This is a genomic window from Pseudomonas sp. GL_090 (genome assembly GCF_057837765.1).
The window spans coordinates 1322122-1334906 of record NZ_CM174452.1; the positions used below are offsets into that span (position 1 = coordinate 1322122).

Genomic DNA, 12785 nt, shown 5'->3' on the forward strand with positions numbered 1-12785 from the left:
GCGAAAGCGGTATGACAGCCAACGAATGTGTTGAATGTTGCACCGTCTTCGCGAGGAGGCTCGCTCCCACATTTGATTTGTGCAAGGTGATGGATATGAGTCGGTCCAATATTGATCTGCCCGCCAGACTCTTGTTGAATCTTGCCTCGTGGCGCAATGCGGCCCATTGGCACATCGCCTTCTCCGGCGGCCTGGACTCCACCGTCCTGCTGCACCTTCTTGCACACCTCGCAAAAACCGAATCCCTCCCCGCCCTGAGCGCCATCCATGTCCATCACGGCCTTCAAGCCGTGGCCGATGCGTGGCCGGAACGTTGTCGTGCCGTGTGCGCTGCGCTGGGCGTGCAACTGCAAGTGGTTCGCGTGCAGGTGCAGCCGGGTGCCAGCCTTGAACGTGCAGCCCGGGATGCGCGTTATCAGGCCTTCACTCAAACCGTTCAGGCCAACGAAGTGCTGCTGACGGCCCAGCACCGCGACGATCAGGCGGAAACCCTGTTGTTTCGTTTGTTGCGCGGAGCGGGCGTGCGCGGATTGTCTGCCATGCCGCGTCAGCGCCCGTTGGGCAAGGGGCACTTGCTGCGGCCATTGCTTGATGTCACGCGGGCTGAACTGGAGGCTTATGCCAGTGCGCATGGCTTGAGCTGGATAGAAGACCCCTCGAACCAGGACCGGCAGTACTCGCGCAATTACCTCAGGCATCAAGTCTTGCCCGTGCTGATCCAGCGCTGGCCACAAGCGGTGGCGACCATGGCCCGCAGCGCGGCGCATTTGACTGAAGCGCAGGGGTTGCTCGAAGAGCTGGCGGACATGGATTTGCGTGAGGCCAGCTCTGCCAGCGAATTCGTCTGGCTGGGATTGCGATCTCTTGAACTGGCGCCTCTTGCGCAACTGTCTGATGCCCGGCAGCGCAATGCCTTGAGTCATTGGCTCGAACCGCTGACCCGTTTGCCGGACACTGACCATTGGTCGGGTTGGAAGGATTTGCGCGACGCCACCGGTGATGCCTGCCCGGTGTGGCGGCTGGCCGATGGCGAACTGCATCGGGCGGGGGGGCGGATCTGGTGGCTGTCCGGCCACTGGCTGCGGCCTTTGCCCGGCGCCGGGGTGTGGCTGGATCCGGCTTCTGCGCTGGCTATTGCGGGCAACGGCGTGCTTTCGCTCACCGGTCAAATCCCCGATGGCCCGCTGCATATCCGCTATCGTGAAGGGGGAGAGGTCATGGCCTTGCCAGGCCGGGGCCATCGGGACCTGAAACGTTTGCTCAATGAAAGCGCTGTACCGTCCTTCGTACGCGGCAGATTGCCGCTGCTCTACAAAGACGGGCAACTGCTGGCGGTAGCGAACCTCAAGGGGCTCGATGGTAGTGCGCTCGGCGACTGGCATTTGCATTGGCAGCCACTGAACGAAGATCAAGGTTTGAGCTGAAAGGGGCTTTCCGGTAGACTACGCTCCCTTCTTGATACAACTTCTGTGGATTCGCCTGAATTGCAGGAGTTGCCGATTACCAAGCAGTCTTTGCTGGGCGATTCCAAAAAATGTGTAGCGAGCAACGAACCGGTGTTTCATCTTCCGGTCTGTCCCAACGCGGCGGTTTTTTTGAAAGGTGCACTGTGATTAATGCAGGTGATCGGGGGCTTCGGCCTTCCTTCGCTTTCCCCGGCGGCTCGGACCGCTTTAACGCAGACTTCTAGGGTTTTTCATGACGCGCTACATATTCGTCACGGGCGGTGTTGTTTCTTCATTGGGGAAAGGCATTGCATCGGCATCATTGGCGGCCATCCTGGAGGCGCGGGGACTTAAGGTCACCATGCTGAAGCTGGACCCGTACATCAACGTCGACCCGGGCACCATGAGCCCGTTCCAGCACGGTGAAGTGTTCGTCACCCACGACGGCGCCGAGACCGACCTGGACCTGGGTCACTACGAGCGGTTCATCCGCACGACCATGACCCAGAACAACAACTTCACCACCGGCCGTGTTTACGAGCATGTCCTGCGCAAGGAGCGCCGTGGTGACTACCTGGGCGCAACCATCCAGGTGATCCCGCACATCACCGACGAAATCAAGCGCCGCATCATCAAGGGTGCAGGCGATGCCGACGTGGCAATGGTCGAGATCGGTGGCACCGTGGGTGACATCGAATCGCAACCGTTCCTCGAAGCCATCCGCCAGTTGCGTTTCGAAGTCGGCGCCAAGCGTGCGATGCTGATGCACCTGACACTGGTGCCGTACATCGCCACCGCCGGCGAAACCAAGACCAAGCCAACCCAGCACTCGGTGAAGGAACTGCGTTCCATCGGCCTGCAACCGGACGTGCTGGTCTGCCGCTCCGACCACCCGATCGATATTTCCTCGCGTCGCAAGATCGCGCAGTTCACCAACGTTGAAGAGCGTGCGGTGATCGGCCTGGAAGACGCCGATACCATCTACAAGATCCCGGGCATCCTGCACTCCCAGGGCCTGGACGATTTCGTCGTCGAGCGTTTCGGCCTGCAATGCGGCGGTGCCGATCTGTCCGAGTGGGAAGCCGTGGTCGACGCCAAGCTCAACCCTGAGCACGAAGTCACCATCGCCATGGTCGGCAAGTACATGGAGCTGCTGGACGCCTACAAGTCGCTGATCGAAGCGATGAGTCACGCAGGCATCAGCAACCGTACCAAGGTCAACCTGCGCTACATCGATTCCGAAGACATCGAGAACCAGGGCACTGCGCTGCTCGAAGGCGTCGACGCCATCCTTGTGCCTGGCGGCTTCGGTTTGCGTGGCGTTGAAGGCAAGATCACCGCGGTTCAATACGCTCGCGAAAACAAGGTTCCGTACCTGGGTATCTGCCTGGGCATGCAAGTGGCCGTCATCGAGTTCGCACGTAACGTGATGGGCTGGAAAGACGCCAACTCCACCGAGTTCGATCGTGCAAGCGGTCACCCGGTCGTGGGCCTGATCACCGAGTGGGAAGATGCCACCGGCGCCGTCGAAACCCGTACCGAAACCTCCGACCTGGGCGGCACCATGCGCCTGGGCGCGCAGGATTGCCTGCTGGAGCCAGGCTCCCTGGTCCACGGTTGCTACGGCAAGGACGTGATTGTCGAGCGTCATCGTCATCGCTATGAAGTGAACAACAACCTGCTGCCGCAAATCATGGAAGCCGGTTTGAAAATCTCCGGTCGTTCCGGTGATGGCGCACTGGTTGAAGTGGTTGAAGCGCCGGATCACCCATGGTTCGTCGCTTGCCAGTTCCACCCTGAGTTCACCTCGACGCCACGCGACGGTCACCCGCTGTTCAGCGGTTTCGTCAAGGCAGCGTTGACTCAACACCAGAAGAAGGCGTAACCCCGATGGCACAGAAGATCATCCGCGTCGGCGACATCGAGATTGCCAACGACAAGCCCATGGTGCTGTTCGGCGGCATGAACGTGCTGGAAAGCCGTGACATGGCCATGCAGGTTTGCGAAGAGTATGTGAAGGTCACCGAAAAGCTCGGTATCCCTTATGTGTTCAAGGCCAGTTTCGACAAGGCCAACCGGTCTTCTGTGACCTCCTATCGTGGTCCTGACCTGGAAGAAGGCATGCGCATCTTCCAGGACATCAAGCAAGCCTTCGGCGTGCCGATCATCACCGACGTCCACGAACCTGATCAGGCCGCGGTCGTCGCTGAAGTCTGCGACATCATCCAGTTGCCGGCCTTCCTGTCGCGCCAGACCGACCTCGTGGTCGCAATGGCAAAGACCGGCGCCGTGATCAACATCAAGAAAGCCCAGTTCCTCGCCCCTCAGGAAATGAAGCACATCCTGAACAAGTGCGTGGAAGCGGGTAACGATCAGTTGATCCTCTGCGAGCGTGGTTCGAGCTTCGGCTACAACAACCTGGTCGTCGACATGCTCGGCTTCGGCATCATGAAGCAGTTCGAATACCCGGTGTTCTTCGACGTGACCCACGCGCTGCAAATGCCGGGTGGTCGCTCCGATTCCGCCGGCGGTCGTCGCGCCCAGGTCCTCGATCTGGCGAAGGCCGGCATGAGCCAGTCGCTGGCCGGCCTGTTCCTGGAAGCCCACCCGGATCCGGACAACGCCAAATGCGACGGTCCTTGCGCCTTGCGCCTGGACAAACTGGAGCCATTCCTGGCCCAGCTCAAGGCTTTGGACGAACTGGTGAAGAGTTTTCCGACGGTAGAAACCGCGTAATCCTCAATTCTCCGGTAAAGTACCGCACGATTTAACGCTCAGGCCCTCGGGCCTGAGCCTTGTCGTCTGCAAGACTGCCCGCTGCACCTCACTTGCCGACGATCATAGATTTCCTACAGCTGCGTCGTTTTCGTCAACTTTGGAGTGTTTACAACAATGGCTAAAATCGTCGACATCAAAGGTCGTGAAGTTCTCGACTCCCGTGGCAATCCCACCGTGGAAGCGGACGTGCTTCTCGACAACGGCATCATCGGCAGTGCCTGCGCGCCGTCCGGTGCTTCCACTGGCTCGCGTGAAGCGCTCGAGCTGCGTGATGGCGACAAGAGCCGTTACCTGGGCAAGGGCGTTCTGAAGGCCGTAGCCAACATCAACGGTCCAATCCGCGACCTGTTGAAAGGCATGGACCCAAGCGACCAGAAAGCGCTTGATCTGGCAATGATCAAGCTCGACGGTACTGAAAACAAAGGTTCCCTGGGCGCCAACGCGATCCTCGCCGTTTCCCTGGCCGCGGCCAAGGCAGCAGCACAGGACCAGGACCTGCCGCTGTACGCTCACATCGCCAACCTGAACGGCACTCCGGGTGTCTACTCGATGCCGGTTCCGATGATGAACATCATCAACGGTGGCGAACACGCCGACAACAACGTCGACATCCAGGAATTCATGGTTCAGCCGGTTGGCGCCAAGTCTTTCTCGGAAGGCCTGCGCATGGGCACCGAGATTTTCCACCACCTCAAAGCTGTGCTGAAGGCCCGTGGCCTGAGCACTGCCGTCGGTGACGAAGGTGGTTTCGCGCCGAACCTGGCTTCCAACGAAGACGCTTTGAAAGTGATCTCCGAAGCCGTGGCCAACGCCGGTTACAAGCTGGGCACCGACGTGACCCTGGCCCTGGACTGCGCGGCCAGTGAATTCTACGAAGACGGCAAGTACAACCTGTCCGGCGAAGGCCAGGTGTTCACCGCTGAAGGTTTCGCTGATTACCTGAAAGGTCTGACCGAGCGTTACCCGATCATCTCCATCGAAGATGGCCTGGACGAGTCCGACTGGGCTGGCTGGAAGATCCTCACCGACAAGATCGGCGAGAAGACCCAGCTGGTGGGCGACGACCTGTTCGTGACCAACACCAAGATCCTGAAAGAAGGCATCGACAAGAAGATCGCCAACTCGATCCTGATCAAGTTCAACCAGATCGGCACCCTGACCGAAACCCTGGAAGCCATCCAGATGGCCAAGGCTGCCGGTTACACTGCCGTGATCTCGCACCGCTCCGGCGAAACCGAAGATTCGACCATTGCCGACCTGGCCGTGGGCACTTCGGCTGGCCAGATCAAGACCGGCTCCCTGTGCCGTTCCGACCGCGTTTCCAAGTACAACCAACTGCTGCGTATCGAAGAGCAGTTGAACGGCAAAGCCAAGTACAACGGTCGTAGCGAGTTCCGCGGTTAAGCGGAAATCGATAAAAAGACACCGGATTGTGTCGAAAAAATCGCTACAGCGACGTTTTTGCCACTAATCTGATGCCTTATATGCACAAGCCTGGTTCTTCCAGGCTTCGTGCTATCAGAAGCTTCACGTTTTGGCATGGCTGTCTTTTTTCACTGGATACCTGATATTCGATGCGCAGTCCCAATTGGTTGTTCCTCATCCTGCTTTTGCTGCTGGCTGGCTTGCAGTACCGCCTGTGGGTGGGAAACGGCAGTCTGGCGCAAGTGGCCGAGTTGACTCAGCAGATTGCCGATCAGCAGGCTGAGAACCAGGCATTGCTGGAACGCAACCGGGTGATGGACGCCGAAGTCAGTGAGTTGAAAAAAGGCATGGAGACCGTTGAAGAGCGGGCTCGTCATGAGTTGGGCATGGTCAAGGACGGTGAAACCCTTTACCAGTTGGCCCAATGATTAATTCGTTACCGGCCTTCTGGGCCGTGATTCCTGCCGCGGGCGTCGGTGCCCGTATGGCCGCGGACCGTCCCAAGCAATACTTGCAATTGGGCGGGCGCACTATTCTCGAACACAGCCTTGGCTGTTTCCTTGATCATCCATGCCTCAAAGGCCTGGTGGTCAGCGTTGCTGTTGACGATCCTTATTGGCCGAACCTGGCGTGTGCCAGTGATCCGCGTATTGCGCGGGTCGAGGGCGGTGCCGAACGTTCCGGGTCGGTGCTCAATGCCTTGCTGCACTTGCATGCGCAGGGTGCCGACGATGAGGATTGGGTACTGGTTCACGATGCCGCACGGCCGAACCTCAGTCGTGACGATCTGGACAAGCTGCTGGCTGAACTGGCTGACGATCCTGTTGGCGGGCTGTTGGCGGTTCCGGCACGGGATACGCTCAAGCGGGTCGACAAGCACGGTCGTGTGGTCGAAACCGTGGATCGCAGTGTGATCTGGCAGGCCTACACGCCGCAGATGTTTCGCCTTGGGGCGTTGCATCGGGCACTGGCTGACAGCCTGGTGGCCGATGCCGTTATTACCGACGAAGCTTCGGCCATGGAGTGGGCCGGTTCGTCACCACGGCTGATCGAAGGACGGTCCGACAACCTCAAGGTTACGCGTCCTGAAGACCTTGAATGGTTGAGGCAGCGTTGGGCCAATCGTCGCTAAAAGATCTTAAATCCTGTACTCCGGCCTTTGAGCCAACCCCTCCTTTAAAAAATCCACCAACTTGCGCACCTTCGGCGACAAATGCCGCTGTTGCGGATACAGCGCCCAAACCGCTGTGTTCGGCGGTTGATGCGCCTCCAGCAACGAAATCAACGCACCGCTTTTCAAGTGTTCCAGCACGTAATAGTCCGGCAACTGACACAGCCCGACGCCTTGCAGTGCAGCGTCCAATACCGCTTGCCCACTGTTGCAGCGCCAGTTTCCCTGAACCCTTTGCGAAAATTCCCGTCCATTCTGTTCCAGTTGCCAGAGGTCCGAACTGCCGATGAGGCAGTTGTGGCGGTTCAGCTCCGACAGGCTGTGCGGGCGACCGTAGCGTTCAAGGTAGGAGGGCGATGCACAGAGAAACATGCGTCGCGGCGCGAGGCGGGTGGCGACCAGCCGTGAGTCCTGCAAGCGCCCGAGGCGAATCGCCAGATCCAGGCCTTCGTGCACGAGGTCAAGCTGGCGATTGCTCAGTTCGATGTCGATACGCAGTTGCGGATACAGCCCCATGAATCGGGTCACCAGCGGCACGATGAAGCGCTCACCGTAAGCCACGGCGCAGGTCATGCGCAGCATGCCCTTGGGTTCGCTGGTCAAGTCACCGACTGCGCGCAACGCTTCTTCGCGACCATCCTGCAAACGCTGACAATGTTGCAGGAAGGTTTGCCCGGCTTCGGTCAGCGCGACCCGGCGAGTGCTGCGGTAGAGCAGGCGGGTTTGCAGGCGTTCTTCGAGGCGTACGATTTGTCGACTGATGTGGGAGGAAGAAACCCCCAGGCGCTCCGCAGCAGCGGTGAATTGGCTACATTCGGCGACGGCGACAAACTCGTCGATTCCTTCCCAGCGATTTTCGGACATCGATGATTATCCCTGTGCGGCAATAATATTTTGCATTTGTATCGATTATTCATCGTTGAGCCATGTATTACACTCCCTGTCTCGTTTAAATTCACCGGAGAGTCACCATGATCAAGTCGCGCGCCGCCGTTGCCTTCGAGGCCAGGAAGCCCCTCGAAATCGTTGAAGTCGATGTCGCCATGCCCAAGGCCGGCGAAGTCTTGCTGCGCGTGGTGGCCTCCGGTGTTTGTCATACCGATGCCTACACACTGTCCGGCGCAGATCCGGAAGGCATCTTCCCGTCGATTCTCGGCCACGAAGGCGGTGCGATCGTGGAAGCGATTGGCGAGGGCGTGACCTCCGTTGCAGTCGGCGATCATGTGATCCCGCTGTACACCCCGGAATGCCGTCAGTGCAAATTCTGCCTGTCGGGTAAAACCAACCTCTGCCAGGCGATTCGCGCGACCCAGGGCAAAGGCTTGATGCCCGACGGTACTTCGCGTTTTTCCTACAAGGGCGAAACGATTTTCCACTACATGGGTACTTCCACCTTCTCCGAGTACACCGTGCTTCCGGAGATTTCCGTGGCGAAGATCGCCAAGGAAGCGCCACTGGAAAAGGTCTGCCTGCTGGGCTGCGGTGTCACCACCGGCATCGGCGCGGTACTCAACACCGCCAAGGTGAAGCCGGGTGACACCGTGGCCATTTTCGGCCTCGGCGGCATCGGTCTGTCGGCTGTCATCGGGGCTGTCAAAGCCAAGGCTGCCCGCATCATTGCCATCGACATCAACCCGGCGAAATTTGAAATCGCCAAACAGTTGGGTGCAACCGACTGCGTGAACCCGAAAGACTTCGATCGCCCGATCCAGGAGGTCATCGTCGACATGACCGATGGCGGCGTGGATTTTTCCTTCGAGTGCATCGGCAATGTGCAACTGATGCGCGCGGCGCTGGAGTGCTGCCACAAGGGCTGGGGCGAGTCGGTCATCATCGGCGTTGCCGGTGCCGGCCAGGAAATCTCGACCCGTCCGTTCCAGTTGGTCACCGGCCGCGTCTGGCGGGGTTCGGCGTTCGGCGGCGTGCGCGGCCGTACCGAGTTGCCAAGCTATGTGGAAATGGCCGAGACCGGTGAGATTCCGCTGGATACCTTCATCACCCACACAATGGGCCTGGAAGATATCAACAAGGCGTTTGACCTGATGCATGAAGGAAAAAGCATCCGTTCCGTCATCCATTTCTGAGGTCCGCCATGAGCCTGGAAAACATCTCCTGCCAGAAAAGCTTCGGCGGCTGGCACAAACGCTATCGCCATCGCTCGGAAGTGCTTGGCTGCGACATGGTGTTCGCCGTGTACCTGCCGCCGCAGGCGGAGCAGGGCGGCAAGCTGCCGGTGTTGTACTGGTTGTCCGGCCTGACCTGCACCGATGAGAATTTCATGCAAAAGGCCGGCGCCATGCGCATGGCCGCCGAACTGGGGCTGATCATCGTCGCCCCGGACACCAGCCCTCGCGGCCCTGAAGTGCCGGGCGATCCAGATGGCGCCTGGGACTTCGGCCTCGGTGCCGGGTTTTACCTGAATGCCACCCAGGAGCCTTGGTCGCGGCACTATCGGATGCATGACTATGTCGTGCAGGAATTACCGGCGTTGGTCGAAGCCCATTTCCCTGCGTCGGACAAGCGCGGCATCAGTGGCCATTCCATGGGTGGCCACGGTGCGCTGGTCTGCGCCTTGCGCAATCCGGGGTGTTATCTGTCGGTGTCGGCGTTCTCGCCGATCAACAATCCGATGGATTGCCCGTGGGGGCAGAAAGCCTTCTCCCGCTATCTGGGAGAGGACCGTTCGAAATGGCGCGAATGGGATGCCTGCGCGTTGATTGCCGAGGCCGATGAAAAGCTGCCGCTGCTGGTCGATCAGGGTGATCGCGACGATTTCCTCGCCAACCAGCTCAAGCCCGAAGCCTTGCAGCAGGCGGCCAAACTGGCCGGTCATCCGCTGACGTTGCGCCTGCAACCGGGCTACGACCACAGCTATTTCTTCATAGCCAGTTTCATCGATGAGCACTTGCGGCATCACGCGCATGCTCTGGTTGGCTAATGCAGGTAGAATCACGCCCTGACAAAAATCGGGGCGTTTTTTTATGCGTATTGGCCACGGCTATGATGTGCACCGTTTCGCTGAAGGCGATTTCATCACTCTGGGCGGCGTGCGCATTGCGCACAGCTTCGGGTTGCTCGCTCACTCTGACGGTGACGTCCTCCTGCACGCCTTGAGCGATGCCTTGCTCGGCGCCGCGGCGCTGGGAGACATCGGCAAGCATTTCCCGGACACCGACCCGAAATTCAAGGGCGCCGACAGCCGTGCGCTGTTGCGTCACGTCGTCGCACTGGTCCATGCCAAAGGCTGGAAAGTCGGCAACGTCGATAACACCATCGTCGCCCAGGCGCCGAAAATGGCCCCGCATATCGAATCGATGCGCGCGCTGATTGCCGCGGATCTTCAAGTAGAGTTGGATCAAGTGAACGTGAAAGCTACCACCACCGAAAAGCTCGGCTTTGTCGGTCGCGAAGAAGGCATTGCCGTGCACTCCGTTGCCTTGTTGCTGCGCGCATGAACGAGGCGCAATTGCTCGGCCCGCGGGCTTACGGTGATGCCCTCGGCACGGCGATCCTGAAAGCGATCGCGGAAGATTTCCAGGTCGACGAAGTCCTCGACATTCCCCTCAGCGGCGAAGGCGAGCACCTGTGGATCTGGGTGGAAAAGCGCGGCCTGAATACTGAAGAAGCGGCGCGACGGATTGCCAAGGCTGCCGGCGTGCCATTGCGCACCGTCAGTTATGCCGGGCTCAAGGACCGTCAGGCGTTGACTCGCCAATGGTTCAGCGTGCAATTGCCGGGCAAGGCAGACCCTGATCTGTCGGCTGCGCAAAACGATACGCTGAAGATCCTCAAGACCGCCCGCCACAAGCGCAAACTGCAACGCGGTGCCCACTCGGCCAACGGTTTTACGTTGCGCCTGACGCAATTCGCTGGCGACAAGGCTGCGCTTGAAGAGCGTCTGCAACTGATCGCCAAACAAGGCGTCCCCAATTATTTCGGTGCCCAGCGTTTCGGTCATGACGGCGGCAACGTCGTTGATGCTCGTGCCTGGGCCGCGCGCAAGGCCTTGCCGGAGCAGCGCAATGTGCGCTCGCGTTTGCTCTCCACGGCGCGCAGTTTTCTGTTCAATCAGGTATTGGCCGCACGTGTCGCCGATGGCACCTGGCAGCGTGCCCAGGTGGGAGATCTGCTGGCGTTCACCGACAGCCGCAGCTTTTTCCCGGCAGGCGAAGCCGAGTGCAGCGACCCGCGCTTGGCGATTCTCGATCTGCACCCGACCGGTCCGCAGTGGGGCGAAGGTGACTCGCCGGCCACGGGCGCTGTCCATGAACTGGAGCAGGCGATTGCCGCGCGCGAAGCAGACCTTCGCGATTGGTTGATCAACGCCGGAATGAGCCACGAACGTCGCATCCTGCGGCTGCCCATTGCCGGGTTGACGTGGCATTATCCCTCGCTGGACATTCTGCAACTGGAATTCGTCCTGCCGGCCGGATGCTTCGCCACCGTATTGGTGCGCGAGCTTGTTGATCTGGTGCCGGTGGGACAGACGGACAGCCCATGCGTATTCTGATTTCTAACGACGATGGGGTAACAGCACCCGGTCTCGCCGCGCTTTATGCTGCGCTGGCGGATTACACCGAGTGCGTGGTTATCGCCCCGGACCAGGACAAGAGCGGCGCCAGCAGTTCGCTGACGCTCGACCGTCCGCTGCACCCGCAAACCCTGGCCAACGGCTTTATCAGCCTCAACGGCACGCCAACCGATTGTGTGCACCTGGGCCTCAATGGCCTGCTGGAGCGCGAAGCGGACATGGTTGTTTCCGGGATCAACCTGGGGGCGAACCTGGGGGACGATGTCCTGTATTCCGGTACGGTGGCGGCGGCCCTCGAGGGGCGTTTCCTGAAACACCCTTCGTTTGCCTTTTCGCTGGTCTCACGCCAGATAGATAACCTTCCCACAGCTGCCCATTTCGCGCGCAAACTGGTTGAAGCCCATGCTGACCTGGATCTGCCACCGCGTACGGTACTGAACGTGAACATTCCCAATTTGCCGCTGGATCGTATCCGCGGTATTCAGTTGACCCGCCTGGGCCATCGCGCCCGGGCCGCGGCACCGATGAAAGTGGTGGATCCGCGGGGCAAGTCCGGTTACTGGATCGCGGCGGCCGGGGATGCCGAAGACGGTGGCCCGGGTACCGATTTCCATGCAGTGATGCAGGGTTATGTTTCGATCACGCCGCTGCAACTGGATCGCACCTTCAATGATGCCTTCAGAAGTCTGGACGGCTGGCTGGAGGGGCTGCGCTGATGGGTCGCGAACAAGACGATATGCTGCGCCGCGGCATTGGCATGACCTCCCAGCGAACCCGGGAGCGGCTGATCCAGCGCCTGTACGAAGAAGGCATCTCCAACGCCAGGGTGCTGGAGGTCATTCGCCGGACCCCGCGCCACCTGTTCGTCGACGAAGCGCTGGCACACCGTGCCTATGAAGACACTGCGCTGCCGATAGGTAACAACCAGACCATCTCCCAGCCTTATATGGTGGCACGCATGAGCGAGCTGCTGCTGGAGGCCGGTCCCCTCGACAAGGTGCTGGAGATCGGCACCGGGTCGGGTTATCAGACGGCGGTGCTGTCGCAACTGGTCGAACGTGTGTTCTCGGTCGAGCGCATCAAGGTTCTGCAGGATCGGGCAAAGGAACGTCTGGTCGAACTGAACCTGCGCAACGTGGTGTTCCGCTGGGGCGATGGCTGGGAAGGCTGGCCGGCACTGGCGCCGTATAACGGGATTATCGTCACCGCAGTGGCGACCGACGTACCCCAGGCACTGCTTGACCAGTTGGCGCCGGGAGGCCGAATGGTGATTCCGGTCGGGGCCGGCGAAGTCCAGCAATTGATGCTGATCATCCGCGAGGAGCAAGGTTTTTCCAGGCATGTTCTTGGGGCTGTGCGCTTCGTGCCGTTGCTCAATGGGCCACTGGCCTGAGCATTTGTTTCGGGACGCTGAATTCTCTTCGATTGCCTTTGT

Annotated in this window: 13 protein-coding genes; 12 read left to right on the plus strand and 1 reads right to left on the minus strand. The window is 59.9% G+C overall.

Features of this window, described 5'->3' with window-relative positions; all coding sequences use genetic code 11:
• Positions 1-95: 95 nt before the first annotated feature.
• The 6 genes from tilS to ispD all read left to right on the plus strand — a co-directional run bounded on the left by tilS (position 96) and on the right by ispD (position 6780).
• Positions 96-1424, plus strand: coding sequence for a tRNA lysidine(34) synthetase TilS (gene tilS / locus AC3ITA_RS05770; protein ID WP_150673052.1), 1329 nt, complete (start codon positions 96-98; stop codon positions 1422-1424).
• A 274-nt stretch (positions 1425-1698) separates the two neighbouring features.
• Positions 1699-3330 carry a CTP synthase gene (gene pyrG / locus AC3ITA_RS05775; protein WP_095943886.1) on the plus strand — a complete coding sequence of 544 codons (1632 nt, stop codon included), beginning with the start codon at positions 1699-1701 and terminating at the stop codon, positions 3328-3330.
• A 5-nt stretch (positions 3331-3335) separates the two neighbouring features.
• Positions 3336-4181 carry a 3-deoxy-8-phosphooctulonate synthase gene (gene kdsA / locus AC3ITA_RS05780; RefSeq protein WP_489279727.1) on the plus strand — a complete coding sequence of 282 codons (846 nt, stop codon included), beginning with the start codon at positions 3336-3338 and terminating at the stop codon, positions 4179-4181.
• Positions 4182-4337: 156 nt separating this feature from the next.
• Entirely contained in the window at positions 4338-5627 is a 1290-nt protein-coding gene (eno, locus tag AC3ITA_RS05785) for a phosphopyruvate hydratase (RefSeq protein ID WP_056720952.1), read from the plus strand.
• Between the two features lie 170 nt (positions 5628-5797).
• The gene (gene ftsB / locus AC3ITA_RS05790) at positions 5798-6076 is read left to right on the plus strand and encodes a cell division protein FtsB (RefSeq protein ID WP_007970710.1); all 279 of its coding nucleotides are present in this window, start codon (positions 5798-5800) and stop codon (positions 6074-6076) included.
• The gene (gene ispD / locus AC3ITA_RS05795) at positions 6073-6780 is read left to right on the plus strand and encodes a 2-C-methyl-D-erythritol 4-phosphate cytidylyltransferase (protein WP_095943887.1); all 708 of its coding nucleotides are present in this window, start codon (positions 6073-6075) and stop codon (positions 6778-6780) included. Before ftsB ends, ispD begins: the two co-directional genes overlap by 4 nt.
• A gap of 6 nt (positions 6781-6786) precedes the next feature.
• Here the strand turns inward: ispD and AC3ITA_RS05800 are convergent, their stop codons facing one another.
• Positions 6787-7683 carry a LysR family transcriptional regulator gene (locus tag AC3ITA_RS05800; protein WP_095943888.1) on the minus strand — a complete coding sequence of 299 codons (897 nt, stop codon included), beginning with the start codon at positions 7681-7683 and terminating at the stop codon, positions 6787-6789.
• 107 nt (positions 7684-7790) lie between these two features.
• Here AC3ITA_RS05800 and AC3ITA_RS05805 point away from each other — a divergent pair, with 107 nt between their 5' ends.
• From AC3ITA_RS05805 to AC3ITA_RS05830, 6 genes are read left to right on the plus strand one after another with little or no spacing between them, the layout of a single operon-like run.
• Complete coding sequence (locus tag AC3ITA_RS05805) at positions 7791-8903, plus strand: S-(hydroxymethyl)glutathione dehydrogenase/class III alcohol dehydrogenase (RefSeq protein ID WP_095943889.1); 1113 nt, start codon at positions 7791-7793, stop codon at positions 8901-8903.
• An 8-nt stretch (positions 8904-8911) separates the two neighbouring features.
• On the plus strand, positions 8912-9757 hold the full coding sequence (gene fghA / locus AC3ITA_RS05810) for an S-formylglutathione hydrolase (protein ID WP_095943890.1): 846 nt from the start codon (positions 8912-8914) through the stop codon (positions 9755-9757).
• Positions 9758-9800: 43 nt separating this feature from the next.
• Positions 9801-10274, plus strand: a complete 474-nt coding sequence (gene ispF, locus AC3ITA_RS05815) for a 2-C-methyl-D-erythritol 2,4-cyclodiphosphate synthase (protein ID WP_056720941.1) — start codon at positions 9801-9803, stop codon at positions 10272-10274.
• Entirely contained in the window at positions 10271-11329 is a 1059-nt protein-coding gene (truD, locus tag AC3ITA_RS05820) for a tRNA pseudouridine(13) synthase TruD (RefSeq protein WP_150673053.1), read from the plus strand. The genes ispF and truD overlap by 4 nt, the downstream gene beginning before the upstream one ends.
• Entirely contained in the window at positions 11317-12066 is a 750-nt protein-coding gene (surE, locus tag AC3ITA_RS05825) for a 5'/3'-nucleotidase SurE (RefSeq protein WP_095943892.1), read from the plus strand. Before truD ends, surE begins: the two co-directional genes overlap by 13 nt.
• A gap of 41 nt (positions 12067-12107) precedes the next feature.
• Positions 12108-12743 (plus strand): protein-L-isoaspartate(D-aspartate) O-methyltransferase, encoded by a 636-nt coding sequence (locus tag AC3ITA_RS05830; RefSeq protein WP_172435346.1) that lies wholly within the window; start codon positions 12108-12110, stop codon positions 12741-12743.
• Positions 12744-12785: the final 42 nt, after the last annotated feature.